Annotated in this window: 21 protein-coding genes, 1 tRNA gene and 1 riboswitch; of the genes, 8 read left to right on the top strand and 14 right to left on the bottom strand. The window is 69.1% G+C overall.

The genetic code is table 11. The features are described from left to right. Positions 1-34: 34 nt before the first annotated feature. The 4 genes from ACF1DX_RS00545 to ACF1DX_RS00530 all read right to left on the bottom strand — a co-directional run bounded on the left by ACF1DX_RS00545 (position 35) and on the right by ACF1DX_RS00530 (position 3,483). On the bottom strand, positions 35-811 hold the full coding sequence (locus tag ACF1DX_RS00545; RefSeq protein ID WP_391789058.1) for a DUF1707 domain-containing protein: 777 nt from the start codon (positions 809-811) through the stop codon (positions 35-37). Positions 812-884: 73 nt separating this feature from the next. Continuing rightward, positions 885-1,862, bottom strand: coding sequence for an ATP-binding cassette domain-containing protein (locus ACF1DX_RS00540; RefSeq protein ID WP_391789057.1), 978 nt, complete (start codon positions 1,860-1,862; stop codon positions 885-887). A gap of 6 nt (positions 1,863-1,868) precedes the next feature. Then, a complete protein-coding gene (locus ACF1DX_RS00535) occupies positions 1,869-2,633 on the bottom strand; it encodes an ABC transporter permease (RefSeq protein WP_391789708.1) in 765 nt (254 codons plus the stop codon). A 49-nt stretch (positions 2,634-2,682) separates the two neighbouring features. Then, positions 2,683-3,483: an ABC transporter permease gene (locus ACF1DX_RS00530; protein ID WP_391789056.1), complete on the bottom strand. Its 801-nt coding sequence runs from the start codon at positions 3,481-3,483 to the stop codon at positions 2,683-2,685. 223 nt (positions 3,484-3,706) lie between these two features. Here ACF1DX_RS00530 and ACF1DX_RS00525 point away from each other — a divergent pair, with 223 nt between their 5' ends. Continuing rightward, positions 3,707-6,055: a transglycosylase domain-containing protein gene (locus ACF1DX_RS00525; RefSeq protein ID WP_391789055.1), complete on the top strand. Its 2,349-nt coding sequence runs from the start codon at positions 3,707-3,709 to the stop codon at positions 6,053-6,055. A 16-nt stretch (positions 6,056-6,071) separates the two neighbouring features. Here ACF1DX_RS00525 and ACF1DX_RS00520 read toward each other — a convergent pair whose 3' ends face one another. The 3 genes from ACF1DX_RS00520 to ACF1DX_RS00510 form a co-directional block, all read right to left on the bottom strand. After that, positions 6,072-6,392 carry a DMT family transporter gene (locus ACF1DX_RS00520; RefSeq protein WP_390815125.1) on the bottom strand — a complete coding sequence of 107 codons (321 nt, stop codon included), beginning with the start codon at positions 6,390-6,392 and terminating at the stop codon, positions 6,072-6,074. A 34-nt stretch (positions 6,393-6,426) separates the two neighbouring features. After that, a riboswitch (guanidine-III (ykkC-III) riboswitch) is annotated at positions 6,427-6,488 on the bottom strand. A 66-nt stretch (positions 6,489-6,554) separates the two neighbouring features. Continuing rightward, positions 6,555-6,911, bottom strand: coding sequence for a GroES family chaperonin (locus ACF1DX_RS00515; protein WP_391789054.1), 357 nt, complete (start codon positions 6,909-6,911; stop codon positions 6,555-6,557). A gap of 45 nt (positions 6,912-6,956) precedes the next feature. Next, positions 6,957-7,286, bottom strand: a complete 330-nt coding sequence (locus ACF1DX_RS00510; protein WP_391789707.1) for a DUF3618 domain-containing protein — start codon at positions 7,284-7,286, stop codon at positions 6,957-6,959. A gap of 155 nt (positions 7,287-7,441) precedes the next feature. Here ACF1DX_RS00510 and bcp point away from each other — a divergent pair, with 155 nt between their 5' ends. From bcp to ACF1DX_RS00490, 4 genes are all read left to right on the top strand, one after another. Next, positions 7,442-7,909: a thioredoxin-dependent thiol peroxidase gene (gene bcp, locus ACF1DX_RS00505; RefSeq protein ID WP_391789053.1), complete on the top strand. Its 468-nt coding sequence runs from the start codon at positions 7,442-7,444 to the stop codon at positions 7,907-7,909. A gap of 135 nt (positions 7,910-8,044) precedes the next feature. Further along, positions 8,045-8,668: an HNH endonuclease signature motif containing protein gene (locus ACF1DX_RS00500; RefSeq protein WP_391789052.1), complete on the top strand. Its 624-nt coding sequence runs from the start codon at positions 8,045-8,047 to the stop codon at positions 8,666-8,668. Beyond that, positions 8,665-9,333, top strand: a complete 669-nt coding sequence (locus tag ACF1DX_RS00495; protein ID WP_391789051.1) for an HNH endonuclease — start codon at positions 8,665-8,667, stop codon at positions 9,331-9,333. Before ACF1DX_RS00500 ends, ACF1DX_RS00495 begins: the two co-directional genes overlap by 4 nt. Positions 9,334-9,346: 13 nt before the next feature. Further along, positions 9,347-9,429, top strand: a tRNA-Leu gene (locus ACF1DX_RS00490). Positions 9,430-9,470: 41 nt separating this feature from the next. On the opposite strand, the gene rdgB is transcribed toward ACF1DX_RS00490, so the two are convergent. From rdgB to ACF1DX_RS00470, 4 genes are all read right to left on the bottom strand, one after another. Then, positions 9,471-10,073, bottom strand: a complete 603-nt coding sequence (rdgB, locus tag ACF1DX_RS00485; RefSeq protein WP_391789050.1) for an RdgB/HAM1 family non-canonical purine NTP pyrophosphatase — start codon at positions 10,071-10,073, stop codon at positions 9,471-9,473. A gap of 33 nt (positions 10,074-10,106) precedes the next feature. Continuing rightward, positions 10,107-10,505, bottom strand: a complete 399-nt coding sequence (locus tag ACF1DX_RS00480) for a hypothetical protein (RefSeq protein ID WP_391789049.1) — start codon at positions 10,503-10,505, stop codon at positions 10,107-10,109. Positions 10,506-10,649: 144 nt separating this feature from the next. Next, positions 10,650-11,387, bottom strand: coding sequence for a ribonuclease PH (rph, locus tag ACF1DX_RS00475; protein ID WP_391789048.1), 738 nt, complete (start codon positions 11,385-11,387; stop codon positions 10,650-10,652). Positions 11,388-11,463: 76 nt separating this feature from the next. Beyond that, entirely contained in the window at positions 11,464-11,697 is a 234-nt protein-coding gene (locus tag ACF1DX_RS00470; protein ID WP_010039992.1) for a glucose PTS transporter subunit EIIB, read from the bottom strand. 185 nt (positions 11,698-11,882) lie between these two features. Here ACF1DX_RS00470 and ACF1DX_RS00465 point away from each other — a divergent pair, with 185 nt between their 5' ends. Together ACF1DX_RS00465 and ACF1DX_RS00460 are read left to right on the top strand one after the other, a co-directional pair. Continuing rightward, on the top strand, positions 11,883-13,196 hold the full coding sequence (locus ACF1DX_RS00465; protein ID WP_391789047.1) for a PTS transporter subunit EIIC: 1,314 nt from the start codon (positions 11,883-11,885) through the stop codon (positions 13,194-13,196). Between the two features lie 209 nt (positions 13,197-13,405). After that, positions 13,406-14,656: a PTS transporter subunit EIIC gene (locus ACF1DX_RS00460; RefSeq protein ID WP_391789046.1), complete on the top strand. Its 1,251-nt coding sequence runs from the start codon at positions 13,406-13,408 to the stop codon at positions 14,654-14,656. A gap of 73 nt (positions 14,657-14,729) precedes the next feature. Here the strand turns inward: ACF1DX_RS00460 and ACF1DX_RS00455 are convergent, their stop codons facing one another. After that, a complete protein-coding gene (locus ACF1DX_RS00455; protein WP_391789045.1) occupies positions 14,730-15,482 on the bottom strand; it encodes an MBL fold metallo-hydrolase in 753 nt (250 codons plus the stop codon). A gap of 202 nt (positions 15,483-15,684) precedes the next feature. Between ACF1DX_RS00455 and ACF1DX_RS00450 the strand changes: the two genes are divergently transcribed. Further along, positions 15,685-15,822 (top strand): hypothetical protein, encoded by a 138-nt coding sequence (locus tag ACF1DX_RS00450; RefSeq protein WP_391789739.1) that lies wholly within the window; start codon positions 15,685-15,687, stop codon positions 15,820-15,822. Between the two features lie 64 nt (positions 15,823-15,886). Here the strand turns inward: ACF1DX_RS00450 and ACF1DX_RS00445 are convergent, their stop codons facing one another. Together ACF1DX_RS00445 and ACF1DX_RS00440 are read right to left on the bottom strand one after the other, a co-directional pair. Continuing rightward, complete coding sequence (locus tag ACF1DX_RS00445) at positions 15,887-16,837, bottom strand: PLP-dependent cysteine synthase family protein (protein WP_030868663.1); 951 nt, start codon at positions 16,835-16,837, stop codon at positions 15,887-15,889. A gap of 6 nt (positions 16,838-16,843) precedes the next feature. Further along, a complete protein-coding gene (locus ACF1DX_RS00440; RefSeq protein ID WP_073931626.1) occupies positions 16,844-17,122 on the bottom strand; it encodes a MoaD/ThiS family protein in 279 nt (92 codons plus the stop codon). Positions 17,123-17,158: the final 36 nt, after the last annotated feature.

Below are 17,158 nucleotides of genomic sequence, written 5' to 3'. Positions count from 1 at the left end.
CCCGACGGGCCGGCTCAGCGCCCGACAGGCCGGCTCAGCGGTCGTCGCGGCCGTGTGGCTCGTGTTCCTCCCGGCGGGAGTGGAGGTTCAGGTGGTCCCGGTGGGAGCCCTCCAGTTCCCGGCGGCGTTCCTGCCTGCGTTCCAGTTTCTCCCTGCGGCGTTCCTCGCGCAGGCGCTGCTTCTCCGCGCGGGGGAGTTTGCGGTCCACGCCCACCCCGCCCCAGAAGGCGAAGCCCGTGACGATCACGCGCGGGGCGCCCGGCTCGCCCGGTACGCCCTCCTCGCGGTGGTCGAAGCCGCCCATGACGCCGATGCCGCGCACGACGACCTCGACACCGGGCGGGACGACGACCTCCACCCCGCCCATGATCGCGACCGCGTTGATGACGATCTCACGGTCCGCGAAGTACGCCTCCCGCAGGTCGATCTCCCCGCCGCCCCAGAAGGCGAAGCAGTTGAAGCGGCGCGGCGCCGTCCAGCGGCCCTTGCGCTGGAAGCCCGACATCACGGCCACGGCCCACGACGACGTGCCCGCGTCGTCGCCCCCGACGATCCGGTCCCCCCAAGTGCCGCTCCGCTCCGGCTGCTTGGTGAGGGACACGGCCGGGACGGACGTCCCCTGGTCCGGCAGGTCGCGGGTGATCGGCGTCAGGTCCCCGTACGTGCGCGCCTTGTACGTCGCGTCCAGCCGCTCCTCGAACTCCTCCATGTCGAGGCGGCCCTCCGCGAGGGCGTCCCGCAGGATCTCGGCGACCTGTTCACGGTCGGCGTCGGAGGCGCGGAGGTCCGGGACGGCTGCGTCATCGGTCATACCAGCAGCCTACGAGTTGTCTCCGCCGCCCGGCTACGAGAGGACCCGCATGGCTACGAGAGAGCCCGCATGGCTACGAGAGGGCCCGCCCGGCCCGCTCCTCGTACATTCTCGCGATCACCGCCTCGATGTCCGGTTCCCGTACCGACAGGTCCACCAGCGGATACCGCTCCGCGACCCGCGCCACCAGCTCGGCCGCCGACGCCGACGCCGGGAACGCCAGCCACTGCCGGGGCCCCTCCACCCGCACCACCCGCGCGGGCGGCGGCACCTCGATCGGCGGGAGTTCCCGCTCCAGGTCCACCACCAGCGTCCGCTCGCTCTCCCCCACCTCGTGCAACCCGGTGAGCGGACCGTCGTACACCAGCCGGCCGTGGTCGATGACCATCACCCGTGAGCACAACTGCTCGATGTCCTGCAGGTCGTGGGTGGTCAGCAGCACCGTCGTGGCCCGCTCGGCGTTCAACTGCCGCAGGAAGTCCCGCACCCTGGTCTTGGAGACGACGTCCAGGCCGATCGTCGGCTCGTCGAGGTAGAGCACCTCCGGATCGTGCAGCAGCGCCGCCGCGATGTCCCCGCGCATCCGCTGCCCGAGCGAGAGCTGACGCACCGGCACGTCCAACAGCTCCCCCAGGTCCAGGAGTTCGGTCAGCCGGCCGAGGTTCTCCCGGTACCGGGCGTCCGGGATGCGGTACATGCGGTGCATCAGCCGGTACGAGTCGATCAGCGGAAGGTCCCACCACAGGGTCGTACGCTGCCCGAACACCACCCCGATACGGTGCGCCAGCCGGGTCCGCTCGCGGGACGGGTCGATCCCGGCGACCCGCAGCCGGCCACCGCTCGGCGTGAGGATCCCCGTCAGCATCTTGATCGTCGTCGACTTCCCGGCACCGTTCGGACCGATGTAGCCGACCATCTCCCCCCGCGCCACCGTGAACGAGATCGAGTCGACCGCCCGCACCCGGTGCCGCTCCCGCCTCAGGAAACCGGTCTTCCTGTGGACGTCGAAGACCTTCTCCACACCGTCGAGTTCGATGAAAGCGTCGTCCATGTCCCGCTAACTCCCCGTGCTCCGGTACGACCTGAGACCCGTCCGCCACGCCAGACCCGCCAGCACACAACAGCCCACCGCCACCAGCGGCGACACGAAAACCGCCCAGCCCGGCAGACCGACCGGATACGGCCGCTCCAGCACATAGGCGGCCGGCACCCAGTTGACGAAGGCCAGCGGCAGCACGAACGTCACCCCGCGCACCAGATCCTTCCCGAACACGCTCGGCGGATACTGCAGCAGCGTCGTCCCCCCGTACGTGAACGCGTTCTGCACCTCCGCCGCGTCCTGCGCGAAGATCTGGAACGCCGCGCCCGCCACGAACACCGCCGAGAAGATCGCCGCACCGCTGACCACCATCACCGGCACCAGCAGCACCTTCACCACGCTCCAGTCGACGTCGACCGCGGCCAGCGCCCAGCCCAGCACCACCGCGCCCTGCGTGACCCGGCCCAGCCGGCGCAGCGCGAAACGGTCCGCGCCGACCTGCGCCAGCACCGGCACCGGACGCACCAGCAGCACGTCGAACGAACCGTCCCGCATCCGCCCGCCCAGCACATTCATCGAGCCCAGCAGCAGGTCGGCGATCCCGAACGCCGTCACCGACAGCCCGTACAGCAGGGCGATCTCCGGCAGCGACCAGCCGCCCAACGAGTCGACCTGCGAGAACATCAGCAGGATCGCCACGAAGTCCAGGCCCGTCATCAGCAGGTTCCCGAACACCGTGAAGACGAACGACGCGCGGTAGGTCATCCCGGACCGCACCCACATCCCGGCGATCAGCCCGTAGGCCCGCAGCCCCTCCACGACCGCGCCCCGCTCACCCACCCTGCACCACCACCCGCCGCGTCGCCACCGACTGCAGCAGCCGCCCCGCCGCCAGCAGCACCACCGCCCACACCGCCTGGAACGCGAACGCCCCCCACGGATCCCGCTCCCCCATCAGCACATCCGCCGGCACCTGGATCTGCGCCGCCCACGGCAACACCCGCACGACGTCACCCAGCCCGCCCGGGAAGGCGTTCAGCGGCAGCACCATGCCCGAGAAGAACACCCCCGTGATCATCAGCACCTGGTTGACACCCATGCCGTCCATCAGCCAGAACACACTCAGCGCCGCCAGATAGCGGATCGCGAAACTCACCACCGCCGCCAGCAGCAGCGTCACCGCGAACGCCAGCCACGGCACCACCCCCGCGGGCAGCGCCATCGTGAAGAACAGCGAACCGAACACGAACGGCACCACCCCCCGCCCCAGCAACTGGAACGCCGCCCGGCCCACGTCACCCGCCAGCCACCACACCTGCAGATCCACCGGCCGGTACAGATCGACGGCGACCTCACCCGTACGGATGCGCTCCATCAGATCCTTCTCGGCGCCCCCGCCCTGGATCGCCAGCGTCGCGTACAGACACTGCCCCAGCCACACATACGTCACCGCCTGCGCCTGGTCGTACCCGCCGAGACCCGGCCGCTCCTCCCACAGCGCCAGATACGTGTACACGAGGATCAGCCCGAACACCGTGTTCGTGAACACCCCGGCCGCCGTCGCCACCCGGTACGACGCGTACCGCCGGAAACCCCCCACCGCGACCGCCAGATACAAGCGCGCCGAGCCCACGCCCCGCCCTCCTCCCGCATCCGGCACCGAAGCGCAGGAGCTTAGTGCGCCCGCCACACCCCCGGCCACGCATTTTCGTTGGGGCCATGTGTGTGACAAGCCGCGTACGCGCGCCACGCGCGGCGTCGGCGGAGACGCGCCGCCGGATGGGACAGTCTTGAATAAGAGGCACACACCACGGCGTAGTGGAACAAGCCAGGCGAAACAGGAGTCCGTGCACGACATGAGCGACGAGCCGCAGCCGCAGCCACCCGGGAAACAGCCCGGAGAGCAGTCCGGGAAGGGCTGGGCACCGAGAAAGCCCCGGACGGCCGCCGCCACCAGGAGACCCGAACGCACCGGATGGCGCCGGCTGCTCCCCACCTGGCGCATGCTCCTCGGCGGCCTCCTCATCGCCGCCGCGGTCGTCACCGGCGGCTTCTTCCTCGGCTACCACCTCGTACAGATCCCCGCCGCCAACGCCCTCGCCACCCAGCAGGCCAACGTCTACCTCTACGCCGACGGCTCCGTCATCGCCCGCGACGGCGAGGTCAACCGCGAGAACGTCACCCTCTCCCAGATCTCCGAGGACGCCCGGCACGCCGTCCTCGCCGCCGAGGACCGAAACTTCTACACCGAATCCGCCATCGACCCCCAGGCCATGGTCCGCGGCGCCTGGAACACCCTCACCGGCAAGGGCAGACAGTCCGGCTCCACCATCACCCAGCAGTACGTGAAGAACTACTACCTCCGCCAGGAACAGACCGTCACCCGCAAGGTGAAGGAGTTCTTCATCGCCGTCAAACTCGACCGCGAACAGACCAAGGACCAGATCCTCGAGGGCTACCTCAACACCAGCTTCTTCGGCCGCGGCGCCTACGGCATCCAGTCCGCCGCCCACGCCTACTACGGCATCGACGCCTCCGAACTCGACGCCGCACGCGCCGCCTACCTCGCCGCCCTCGTCAACGCCCCCAGCCAGTACGACGTCATCACCCACCCCGAGAACCGCGACACCGTCGAAGACCGCTGGAACTACGTCCTCGACGGCATGGTCGACGAAGGCTGGCTCACCCCCTCCGAACGCGCCCGCCTGACCTTCCCCACGCCCCAGCGGACCACCGTCTCCACCAGCCTGTCCGGACAGCGCGGCTACATCGTCAACATCGTCAGAAACCAGCTCGTCCAGAACGACATCGTCGACGAGAACACCCTCGACGCCGGCGGCTACCGCATCACCACCACCCTCCAGAAGGACAAACAGGACGCCTTCGTCGACGCCGTCAACGACAAACTCATGGACCGCCTCGACAAGAAGAACCGCGAGGTCGACACCTACGTCCGCGCCGGCGGCGCCTCCATCGACGTCAAGACCGGCAAGATCGTCGCCCTGTACAACGGGATCGACTACGTCAAGCAGTACACCCCCAACGCCACCCGCCGGGACTTCCAGGTCGGCTCCAGCTTCAAACCCTTCGTCTTCACCGCCGCCGTCGAAAACGGCTCCCGCACCCGCGACGGCCACCCCATCACCCCCAACACCCTCTACGACGGCACCAGCGAACGCCCCGTCCAGGGCTGGCCCGGCGACCGCTACGCCCCCGAGAACGAGGACCACCGCGACTACGGCGACATCACCGTCCGCGAAGCCACCGACAAATCCGTCAACGCCGTCTACGCCCAGATGGCCGTCGACGTCGGCCCCGACAAGGTCCGGCAGACCGCCATCGACCTCGGCCTGTCCGAGGACACCCCCAGCCTCTCCGACGCCGGACCCTCCATCGCCCTCGGCGTCGCCACCGCCAGCGTCCTCGACATGGCCAAGGCCTACGCCACCCTCGCCAACCACGGCAAACACGGCGACTACACGATGATCGAGAAGGTCACCCAGAACGGACGCACCATCGACCTGCCCGACCGCCACACCCGCCAGGCCGTCACCCGCCAGGCCGCCGACACCACCACCTCCGTCCTGCGCGGCGTCGTCGAGAGCGGCACCGCCACCGCCGCCCAGACCGCAGGCCGCCCCGCCGCCGGCAAGACCGGCACCGCCGAGGAGGACACCGCCGCCTGGTTCGCCGGCTACACCCCCGACCTCGCCACCGTCGTCGCCGTCATGGGCCAGGACCCCGTCACCGCCGGCCACAAACCCCTCTACGGCGCCATGGGCCTGCCCCGCATCAACGGCGGCGGCGCCCCCGCCGAGATCTGGGGCCAGTACACCCACGAAGCCCTCAAGGACGTACCCGCCACCCCCTTCACCCTCCGCCTCCAGCCCGGCGCCTGGAAGACCCAGCCACCCCCCGGCGACTCCAGCACCGGACCGTCCTCCCCCAGCGACCCGAACGGCGACGGCAGCGGCAGCGACGAGGCACCGGCCGAGGAACCCACCGGCCAGGACACAGCGGAACAACCCCAGGAACAGACCGACGGCGGCGACACCGGGACCGACGACGGAACGACCGACGGCGGAACGACCACCGACGACACCGGGGATACCGGGGACACCGACGAAGGCGACGCCAACGGGGACGACAGCCCCGTCCCGGACGGCCTGACCGGCGCACTCATCCAGAACAGCCGCTGGAACTGACCGGCCGGCCCACCCCTCAGTGCCCGGACGTCGCCTTCAACCCCACCACGGCCACCAGCAACAGACAGATGAAGAAGATCCGCGCGGCCGTCACCGGCTCACCCAGCACCAGCATGCCCAGCACCGCCGCTCCGGCCGCACCGATCCCCACCCACACCCCGTACGCCGTACCGATCGGCAGCGTACGAGCCGCATACGACAGCAACAGCATGCTCGCCACGATCCCCGCACCCGTCAGCACACTGGGCACCAACCGGGTGAAACCGTCGGTGTACTTCATCCCCACCGACCAGCCGACCTCCAGCAGACCGGCGACCACCAACAGAACCCACGCCACGACAGGCACCTCCGGGACACGAACGGGAAACGGGGGTGCGTCGTCTTTGCCTTCACCCCGGTACGGCGCGTCTCGTCGGGGCCCTCACGGGTCCCCCCACCCTAGCCCGAAAACAAGAAAAGAGCTGGTGACCACAGCCACCAGCCCCTTCCCACCACCGATCTACAGGTACAGGCCGGTCGAATCCTCGGAACCCTCGAAACGGTCCGCGGCCACCGCGTGCAGATCACGCTCCCGCATCAGCACGTACGCCGTCCCCCGCACCTCGACCTCCGCCCGGTCCTCCGGGTCGTACAGCACCCGGTCACCCGGCTCCACGGTCCGTACGTTCTGCCCCACCGCGACCACTTCGGCCCAGGCCAGCCGACGACCCACCGCCGCCGTCGCGGGAATCAGAATGCCGCCCCCCGAACGCCGCTCGCCCTCACTCGTGTCCTGCCGCACGAGCACGCGATCGTGCAGCATCCGGATGGGCAGCTTGTCGTCCTGGGAACCCTGCTCGTGTCTCTTGGCGCTCACGTCCTGAAACCTACCTGCATCCGCCCCGAACGCACGCGGTCGGGGTCATCGCCTGCGCCGACGGGACCCCAGGGCCAGCAGCCCCACGACCCCCACCACCAGCACCGCCACCGGAACCACCCGCTCCAGCCGCGGCGCACCCTCCTCGTCCACGAACTGCGCCTTGACGTCACTCACCACACCGTTGACCCGGACGTACGCCCGCCCCAACGTGTGATCGACGTTCGAGACGACCCGGGCCCTGGCATCCCCCACGATCGTCTTCGGATGCACCCGCACACCGATCTCGTCCAGGGTCTCGGCCAGCACCGCACGACGGTGCCTGATGTCCGCCTCGATCTGCGCCGGGGTCCTGGGGTCCGCCGTGTCCGCCACCGTGCCGCCTCCGAAATCCACTGATACCCGTGTACCTGTGTACCTGTGCCGGACAGTCTGTCAGCTCCACGCCGCCGCGCACGGCCAGGACCCCCGGTTACCCTCGATCCCGGCACCCGATCCGCGCAGCGCGTACGTACGAGGAGACCAGACCGATGAGCGACCGCCTCCAGCCCGGGGACGAGGCCCCCGCCTTCACCCTGCCCGACGCCGACGGCAACGAGGTGTCCCTGGCCGACCACAAGGGCCGCAAGGTCATCGTCTACTTCTACCCCGCCGCCCTCACCCCCGGCTGCACCAAGCAGGCCTGCGACTTCACCGACAACCTGGAGCTGCTGGCCGGCGCCGGCTACGACGTCATCGGCATCTCCCCCGACAAGCCGGAGAAGCTCGCCAAGTTCCGCGAGGCGGAGTCGTTGAAGGTCACCCTCCTCGCCGACCCGGAGAAGACGGTCCTGGACGCGTACGGCGCCTACGGCGAGAAGAAGAACTACGGCAAGACCTACATGGGCGTCATCCGCTCCACGATCGTCGTCGACGAGCAGGGCAAGGTCGAACGCGCCCTCTACAACGTCCGCGCGACGGGCCACGTGGCCAAGATCATCAAGGATCTGGGCATCTGACCCCGCCCACCTGCGGAACGGCCCGTACCGGATTGCCGGTACGGGCCGTTCCGTTTTTCGTACGTGACCGTCCGATATCCGGTTCGTTACTCCGTACGAGGCCACGAACGGGCGGCCGGGAGACGGAGGGGCTCGATGGGGGCCAGTGCATACACCAAGGAGCGGCTGGAAGAGGCGGCTCGGGGGGCGCGGACGCTGACGGAGGCGTTGGTGCGGTTGGGGGTGGATCCGAGGAGTTCGACGCGGCCCTACATCAGAGAGCGGATGAGGAAACTCGGTGTCGGCACCTCCCACTTCGAGCGCGACGGCGTGAAATGGACAAGGGAGGCCCTTCAAGCTGCGGTGTCAGCTTCGACGAACATGTGCGAGGTGCTGCGTCATCTCGGCCTCGACATGGTCGGTGGGCATCACACGCACATCAGTCGCAGGATCAAGGCGCACGGCATCGACACGTCGCACTTCCAAGTGCCGAACCAGCGCCGTAGGTCACAGGGGCTGCTCATCGAGCAAGCACCCGCCACCGCCCGACGCATTCCAAGCGATCGCCTCAAGCGAGCCATGCTCAAGCACGGAGTGCAAGAGCGCTGCGCCCTGTGCGGCATTGAGGCAGTCTGGCTGGGAGAGCCGCTGCCACTTGAGGTCGACCACATCGATGGCAACTGGCGGAACAACCGAATCGAGAATCTGCGGCTGATCTGCCCCAACTGCCACTCCACAACCGACAGTTACCGTGGCCGAGGCAAAGGGCGTGCCTCATGACCAGCGGCATGCGATACGCACGCGAACGGCTGGCCGAAGCAGCCGAGAAGTGTGCCGACATCGATGAGGTCATCGCATTCTTCGGCACTCGGCCTTACCCGAATCTCGATCGCTACCTCATGAGGCGCTTCGCTCACTTCGGGATCGACATCTCGCACTTCGGCCTCCGCGGCAGGCTGCCACGTCCTACGACCGATGAGCTGCGCACGGCGGTCGCCGAGTCGGCATCGATAGCGGGAGCACTTCGCCACTTGGGCCGGCCCGACAACGGTGGCCAACGCGCAATGCTGCGACGGTGGATCGCCGAGGATCATCTCTCGATCGCGCACTTCCTGGGCCAGGCGCATCAGCGAGGAAAGCCAAGCCCGAACCCGCCCAAGTGCGCTGATGACATCCTCGTCCAGCACAGTGGCAAGCAACGGACGAGGACTCCGCAGTTGCGTCGTGCGCTCCGCGAGATCGGCGTACCGGAACGGTGCGCCATGTGCGGCACCGCCCCCGAGTGGCTCGGCAGGCCCATGACGTTGGAGGTCGACCACATCAATGGGAACTGGAGTGACGACCGGCGCGAGAATCTGCGGTTGTTGTGCCCGAACTGTCATGCTATTACCAGCACCTGGTGTAGAGGCGGGAACCGGCGTAAACGATCAGCTCAGCCCGGGTAGCATGGCCTGGCACGCGGCCGTTGCTGAATGGTATAAGCAGAGGTTTTAGATGCCTCGGGGCATTTGCCCATGTGGGTTCGACTCCCATCGGCCGCACCCGCAGAGGGGTCGCCGTATAGGCGACCCCTCTCCCGTGCTCAGCCCAGCAGTTCCCGGACCACCGGTACCAGTGCTCGGAACGCCTTGCCTCGGTGGCTGATCGCGTTCTTCTCGGACGGGGACAGTTCCGCGCAGGTGCGGGTTTCGCCCTCCGGCTGGAGGATCGGGTCGTAGCCGAAGCCGTTCGTGCCGGCGGGGGTGTGGCGGAGGGTGCCCATCAGGCGGCCCTCGACCACCCGCTCCGTGCCGTCGGGGAGGGCCAGGGCCGCCGCGCAGGCGAAGAAGGCGCCCCGGTGTTCGTCGGCGATGTCCGAGAGCTGGGCCAGGAGCAGGTCCAGGTTGGCCTTGTCGTCGCCGTGGATGCCGGACCAGCGGGCGGAGAAGATGCCGGGGGCGCCGCCCAGGACGTCCACGCAGAGGCCGGAGTCGTCGGCGACGGCGGGGAGGCCGGTGGCCCGGGCCAGGGCGTGGGCCTTGAGCAGGGCGTTCTCGGCGAAGGTGACGCCGGTTTCCTTGACGTCGGGGATGTCGGGGTAGGCGTCTGCGCCGACGAGTTCGTGGGGCAGGCCCTCGTCGGCGAGGATCGCGCGCAGTTCGGTGATCTTCCCGGCGTTGCGGGTGGCGAGGATCAGGCGGGTCATGGGCCCAGTATCCCCGGGCCCATGCGCGGGTCCTTACGGCGTGCAGACCTTGGTGAGTTCGCCGGCCGCGTCGGTGACCGGGCTGATGTCGGGGGTCTCGTCGCCGTTCTCGACGGAGGTGCGGACGTTCTGCACGGCCTTCTCGAGGTCGTCGACGGCCTTGCCGACGTCGGCGTTGTCGGTCTTGTCGCCGAGGTCGGCGAGGTTCTTGTCTATGGACTCGAGGGATTCCTCGAGCTGGGTGACGTCGTTGCCGGCGTTCTCGACGGCCTGCTGCATGTCGGTGACGCTGTCGGCGATGGCGTCGGCGGTCTGGACGCAGTCCAGTGCCTTGTCGACGGCGTCGCAGCCGGTGGTGAGTCCGGCGGTCAGCGCGACGGCCGCCAGGGTGGCGGCGACGGCTGCGGTGCGGCGTCGGCGGCTCGCGGCCATGGAACGGTCCCTCCCCTTGTCGGGCCGCGCGGCGGCCCTGGTCGTTGGCCGGGCGCCCGGGGTCGATCCGTGCGCCCGTACTCCTTCAGACGCGGCGGCGGCCGGCGCGGTTGCCCGCGTCGGCCGACTGCCTTGGTGTTTCTTTTACCTTTCGAGGACGGTGTCGAGCGCGGCGCGCTGGGCGGCGGCGAGTTCGGTGCAGCCGGTGACGGCGAGGTCGAGGAGGGCGTTGAGTTCCTCGCGGGCGAAGGGCTCGGCCTCCGCGGTGCCCTGGACCTCGACGAAGCGGCCGTCGCCGGTGCAGACGACGTTCATGTCGGTGTCGGCCTTGACGTCTTCCTCGTAGCGGAGGTCGAGGAGGGGGACTCCGCCGACGATGCCGACGGATACGGCGCTGACGGTGCCGGTGAGGGGCTGGCGGTTCGCCTTGATGAGTTTCTTGCCCTGGGCCCAGGCGACGGCGTCGGCGAGGGCGACGTAGGAGCCGGTGATGGCGGCGGTGCGGGTGCCGCCGTCGGCCTGGAGGACGTCGCAGTCGAGGACGATGGTGTTCTCGCCGAGGGCCTTGTAGTCGATGACGGCGCGCAGGGAGCGGCCGATGAGGCGGCTGATCTCGTGGGTGCGGCCGCCGATGCGGCCGCGGACGGATTCGCGGTCGCCGCGGGTGTTGGTGGCGCGGGGCAGCATCGCGTATTCGGCGGTGACCCAGCCCTCGCCGCTGCCCTTGCGCCAGCGGGGGACGCCTTCGGTGACGGAGGCGGTGCAGAGGACCTTGGTGTCGCCGAAGGAGACAAGGACGGAGCCTTCGGCGTGCTTGCTCCAGCCGCGTTCGATGGTGACCGGGCGGAGTTGTTCGGGGGTGCGGCCGTCGATTCGAGACATGGCGCTGAGCCTAGCCGTACAGGGGAAGGGGCCCCTTCCGCAGGTGCGGGAGGGGCCCCGAAGGTGTGGCCGCGGCTCACATCATGTCTTCGATCTCCGCCGCGATGGGGTCGGCGTCGGTGCCGATGACGACCTGGATGGCGCTGCCCATCTTGACGACCCCGTGGGCGCCGGCGGCCTTGAGGGCGGTTTCGTCGACCTTGGCGGGGTCCACGACCTCGGTGCGGAGGCGGGTGATGCAGCCTTCGACCTCTTCGATGTTGTCGATGCCGCCGAGCCCGGCAACGATCTTCTCAGCCTTGGTGGCCATGTTCGTTCTCCCTGATCCGAACCGCTTTGTCGCAGTAACCCACAGTTGGCCCATCTTTGCGAGCGGTCCTGTCGTGGGTGCCGGATGATGGCGTCACGACAGCGGAACCGTCCCTCGGACTGGTCTACACCACCGGGTGGACTGCCGCCAAACCCGTCGTCACCGCTTTCGTCGAGGGGGACCGGATGAGTGCCGAGAGTGCCGCCGGCGCCGGGAGTGCGGTCTCTCCCGCGCGGGAGCGCTGGAACCGGTTGTTCCAGGGTCTGCAGAAGATGGGGCGGAGTCTGCAGCTGCCGATCGCGGTGCTGCCGGCGGCGGGCATCCTGAACCGGCTGGGGCAGCCGGACGTGTTCGGGGACGAGGGTCTGGGCTGGACGAACGTCTCCAAGGTGATGGTGGGCGCGGGCGGCGCGCTGCTGGACGGTTCGCTGGGGCTGCCGCTGCTGTTCTGTGTGGGTGTGGCCATCGGGATGGCGAAGAAGTCGGACGGGTCGACGGCGCTGGCGGCGGTGGCAGGGTTCCTCGTCTACTTCAACGTGCTGCGGCAGTTCCCGGAGGACTGTCCGGAGGGGTCGGAGGCGGTGCCGCAGGTCGGGTGCCAGTTGACCGACGGGGCGAGGACGGTGACGTCGTTCACGTACCAGAATCCGGGGGTCTTCGGCGGCATCGTCATGGGGCTGCTGGCGGCGTACTTCTGGCAGCGGTTCCACCGCACCAGGCTGGTGGACTGGCTGGGCTTCTTCAACGGCCGCCGGCTGGTGCCGATCATCATGGCGTTCGTGGCGATCCTGTTCGCGGCGCTGTGCCTGTGGATCTGGCCGCCGATCGGCGGCGCGCTGGAGGGTTTCAGCGACTGGCTCAACGGTCTGGGCGCGTGGGGCGCGGGCGTGTTCGGCGTGGCCAACCGGGCGTTGCTGGTGATCGGGCTGCACCAGTTCCTGAACGTGCCGATGTGGTTCCAGTTCGGCAGTTACACCAGGCCGGACGGCACGGTGGTACACGGCGACATCAACATGTTCCTGGCGGGTGACCCGACCGCGGGCCAGTTCACCACCGGTTTCTTCCCGATCATGATGTTCGCCCTGCCGGCCGCCGCGCTGGCGATCACGCACTGCGCGAAGCCGCACCGCCGCAAGGAGGTGGGCGGTCTGATGCTGTCGGTGGGGCTGACGTCGTTCGTGACCGGCATCACCGAGCCGCTGGAGTACTCCTTCCTCTTCATCGCGCCGGTGCTGTACGCGCTCCACGCGGTGCTGACGGGGGTGTCGATGGCGGTGACGTGGGGGCTGGGGGTGAAGGACGGGTTCAGTTTCTCGGCGGGCCTGATCGACTACGTCATCAACTGGAATCTGGCGACCAGGCCGTGGCTGATCATCCCGATCGGGTTGTGTCTCGCGGCGGTGTACTACGTGATCTTCCGCTTCGCGATCGCGCGGTTCGATCTGAGGACTCCGGGGCGGGAGCCGGAGGAGGAGGTGGAGGACGCGACGAAGGCGTGATCTCGTAGGCTGGAGGTGGCTGTTCGAGCCCTCGGACGTTGTGGTCCGGGGGCTTTTCGGTGTGCCTGCGGGGGTTCCGTTTAGAGGTCCTGGGCGGGCACCGTGTGTAGCCCGGCGGTAGCAGGAATCGTGGGTTCCTTATGCGGCCTTCATCGTGCTACAACAGGTCTACACCACTAGTGGTGTAGACCACCACCGATGGAGGAAGTATGAGCACCGCCACCGCCTCGGCGGCCCCCGCGAAGAAGCGGGGATCCGGCCTGTTCCAGGGCCTGCAGAAGGTCGGCCGCAGCCTTCAGCTCCCGATCGCCGTGCTGCCGGCGGCGGGTCTCATGGTTCGGCTCGGACAGCCGGACGTCTTCGGGGCCGACGGCCTCGGCTGGGACAAGGTCGCGGCCGTCTTCGCGAACGCGGGCGGCGCCATCACCGGCAACCTGCCGATGCTCTTCTGCATCGGCGTCGCCATCGGCTTCGCCAAGAAGGCGGACGGTTCCACGGCGCTCGCCGCGCTCGTGGGCTTCCTGGTCTACAGCAAGGTCCTCGAGGCCTTCCCGGTCACCGAGGCCAAGATCCAGGACGGCGCGGACATAGCCGCGACCTACAACAACCCCGGTGTCCTCGGCGGCATCATCATGGGTCTGCTGTCGGCGGTCCTCTGGCAGCGGTACCACCGCAAGAAGCTGGTGGACTGGCTCGGCTTCTTCAACGGCCGCCGCCTCGTGCCGATCATCATGGCCTTCGTCGGTGTCTTCGTCGGTGTCTTCTTCGGTCTGGTGTGGGAGCCGATCGGTGAGGGCATCAGCTCCTTCGGTGAGTGGATGACCAGCCTCGGTGCGCTCGGTGCCGGGCTCTTCGGCGCCATCAACCGCGCGCTCATCCCGATCGGCATGCACCAGTTCGTGAACACCGTGGCGTGGTTCCAGCTCGGTGACTTCACCAACGCCGCCGGTGAGGTCGTCCACGGCGACTACGGCCGCTTCCTGGCCGGCGACCCGTCCGCCGGTATGTTCATGTCCGGTTTCTTCCCGATCATGATGTTCGGTCTGCCCGCCGCCGCGCTCGCCATGGCGCACACCGCTCGCCCCGAGCGCCGCAAGGCCGTGCTGGGCATGATGACGTCGCTGGCCCTGACCTCCTTCGTCACCGGTGTGACCGAGCCGATCGAGTTCTCGTTCATGTTCATCGCGCCGCTCCTGTACGTGATCCACGCGGTGCTCACCGCGGTGTCCCTCGCGGTGACGTGGGCTCTGGGCGTGCATGCGGGCTTCAACTTCTCCGCCGGTCTGATCGACTACGCGCTCTACTGGAAGCTGGACACCAAGCCCTGGCTGATCATCCCGATCGGTCTGGTCTTCGCGGCGATCTACTACGTGGTCTTCCGCTTCGCCATCGTCAAGTTCAACCTGACCACCCCGGGCCGTGAGCCCGAGGAGGAGGTCGAGGACCTCACCAAGGCGTGAGCGGTCTCCGTGCGAAGGGGAGGGCCCCGGAACCGACTCGGTTCCGGGGCCCTCCCCTTCGCGCCGGGCGTGCTCAGATCTCGTACGTCGCCCCCGGCGCGGCCAGCCCCACCGGGCCGTCGTACGCCGCGCGGGCGTCGGTGAGGTTGACCTGCGGGTCGGTCCACGGGGGGATGTGGGTGAGGATCAGGCGGCGGGCGCCCGCGCGGGCCGCCGTCTCACCCGCCTCGCGGCCGTTGAGGTGCAGGTCGGGGATGTCCTCCTTGCCGTGCGTGAAGGCGGCCTCGCACAGGAAGAGGTCGGCGTCGCGGGCGAGGTCGTCGAGTGCGGGGCTGACGCCCGTGTCACCGGAGTACGTCAGTGTCCTGCCGCCGTGTTCGATGCGGATGCCGTACGCCTCGACCGGGTGCGCGACGCGCTCGGTGTGGACGAGGAACGGGCCGATCTCGAAGGTGGACGGCTTGACGGTGTGGAAGTCGAAGACCTCGCTCATGGAGGAGGCCGAGGGGGTGTCGGCGTAGGCGGTGGTGAGCCGGTGCTCGGTGCCCTCGGGGCCGTAGACCGGCAGGGGGGCGCAGCGGCCGCCGTCGTGCCGGTAGTAGCGCGCCACGAAGTAGGCGCACATGTCGATGCAGTGGTCGGCGTGCAGGTGGCTGAGGAAGATCGCGTCGAGGTCGTAGAGACCGCAGTGGCGCTGCAGCTCGCCCAGGGCGCCGTTGCCCATGTCGAGGAGCAGCCGGAAGCCGTCGGCCTCGACGAGGTAGCTCGAGCAGGCCGATTCCGCGGACGGGAACGACCCCGAGCAGCCGACGACGGTGAGCTTCATGAAGCAGAAACCTCCGCTGGCGGGTGTGGAGAGACGGGGGTCGTGCGGTTTGTCGAGCGTAAGGCGCAAAACCTGTGGTCGCTCCTCCGCCAGGGGTCGTTGTGGGCGAACTCACCTGTGGTGTCACCGGTTCGGCTGGAAGCGGCGCACGGCGGGACCGGGAGGGGCGCGGGGCGGGGGCTCGCGCCGGTACGGTCGGGGCATGGACACGGCCTGGTGGCTCGCCCTCGTCGCGGTGGTACTGCTCGCGCTCGTCACCGCGCTCGTCGACGGGTGGGGGCGGGGGCACCGGTCCCGGAGGCGGCGGGGGTCCGGGAGGGGTGAAGGCCGGCGGGAGTGATCTCCTGCGGGGGCATGCGAAAGGGGCCGGAGTCGGGCTCCGGCCCCTTGTCGTGGCTGTGGGGCTATGCCCAGAGCTGGCCTTGGAGGGTGGCGATGGCCTCTTCGGTGGTGGCGGCGGTGTAGACGCCGGTCGAGAGGTACTTCCAGCCGCCGTCGGCGACGACGAAGACCACGTCGGCGCTCTCGCCGGCCTTGAGGGCCTTGTTGGCGACGCCGATCGCCGCGTGCAGGGCGGCACCGGTGGAGACGCCGGCGAAGATGCCCTCCTGCTGGAGGAGTTCGCGGGTGCGGGTGACGGCGTCGGCGGAGCCGACGGAGAAGCGGGTGGTGAGGACGGAGGCGTCGTACAGCTCGGGGACGAAGCCCTCGTCGAGGTTGCGCAGGCCGTAGACGAGGTCGTCGTAGCGCGGTTCGGCGGCGACGATCTTGACGTCGGGCTTGTGCTCGCGCAGGTAGCGGCCGACGCCCATGAGGGTGCCGGTGGTGCCGAGGCCGGCCACGAAGTGGGTGAGGGAGGGGAGGTCGGCGAGGATCTCGGGGCCGGTGGTGGCGTAGTGGGCGCCGGCGTTGTCCGGGTTGCCGTACTGGTAGAGCATCACCCAGTCGGGGTGTTCGGCGGAGAGCTCCTTGGCGACGCGTACGGCGGTGTTGGAGCCGCCGGCGGCCGGGGAGGAGATGATCTCGGCGCCCCACATGCCGAGCAGGTCGCGGCGTTCCTGCGAGGTGTTCTCGGGCATCACGCAGACCATGCGGTAGCCCTTGAGCTTGGCGGCCATGGCGAGGGAAATGCCGGTGTTGCCGGAGGTCGGCTCGAGGATGGTGCAGCCGGGGGTGAGGCGGCCGTCCTTCTCCGCCTGTTCGATCATGAACAGGGCGGGGCGGTCCTTGATGGAGCCGGTGGGGTTGCGGTCCTCCAGCTTGGCCCAGATCCGGACGTCGGCGGACGGCGACAGCCGCGGCAGGCGCACCAGGGGGGTGTTGCCCACCGCGGCCAGCGGGGAGTCGTAACGCATCGCCGGTCAGGCCATGCCGCCGGCGACGGCCGGCAGGATCGTGACGTTGTCGCCGTCGGACAGCTTGGTGTTGATGCCGTCGAGGAAGCGGACGTCCTCGTCGTTGAGGTAGACGTTGACGAAGCGGCGCAGCTGCTCGCCGTCCACGATGCGGGCATGGATGCCCGTGTGCCGGGTCTCGAGGTCGGTGAAGAGCTCGGCGAGGGTGTCCCCGGTGCCCTCCACCGCCTTCTGACCGTCGGTGTACTGGCGGAGGATGGTGGGGATGCGGACCTCGATGGCCATGGCTGAGGGCTCCTGTCGGAAGTGTCTGTCGTGGGT

The organism is Streptomyces sp. NPDC014676 (assembly GCF_043084105.1).
GTDB lineage: Bacteria > Actinomycetota > Actinomycetes > Streptomycetales > Streptomycetaceae > Streptomyces.
The sequence above is the reverse complement of the archived record's forward strand: the minus strand, read 5'-3'. Positions and strand labels throughout refer to the sequence as shown.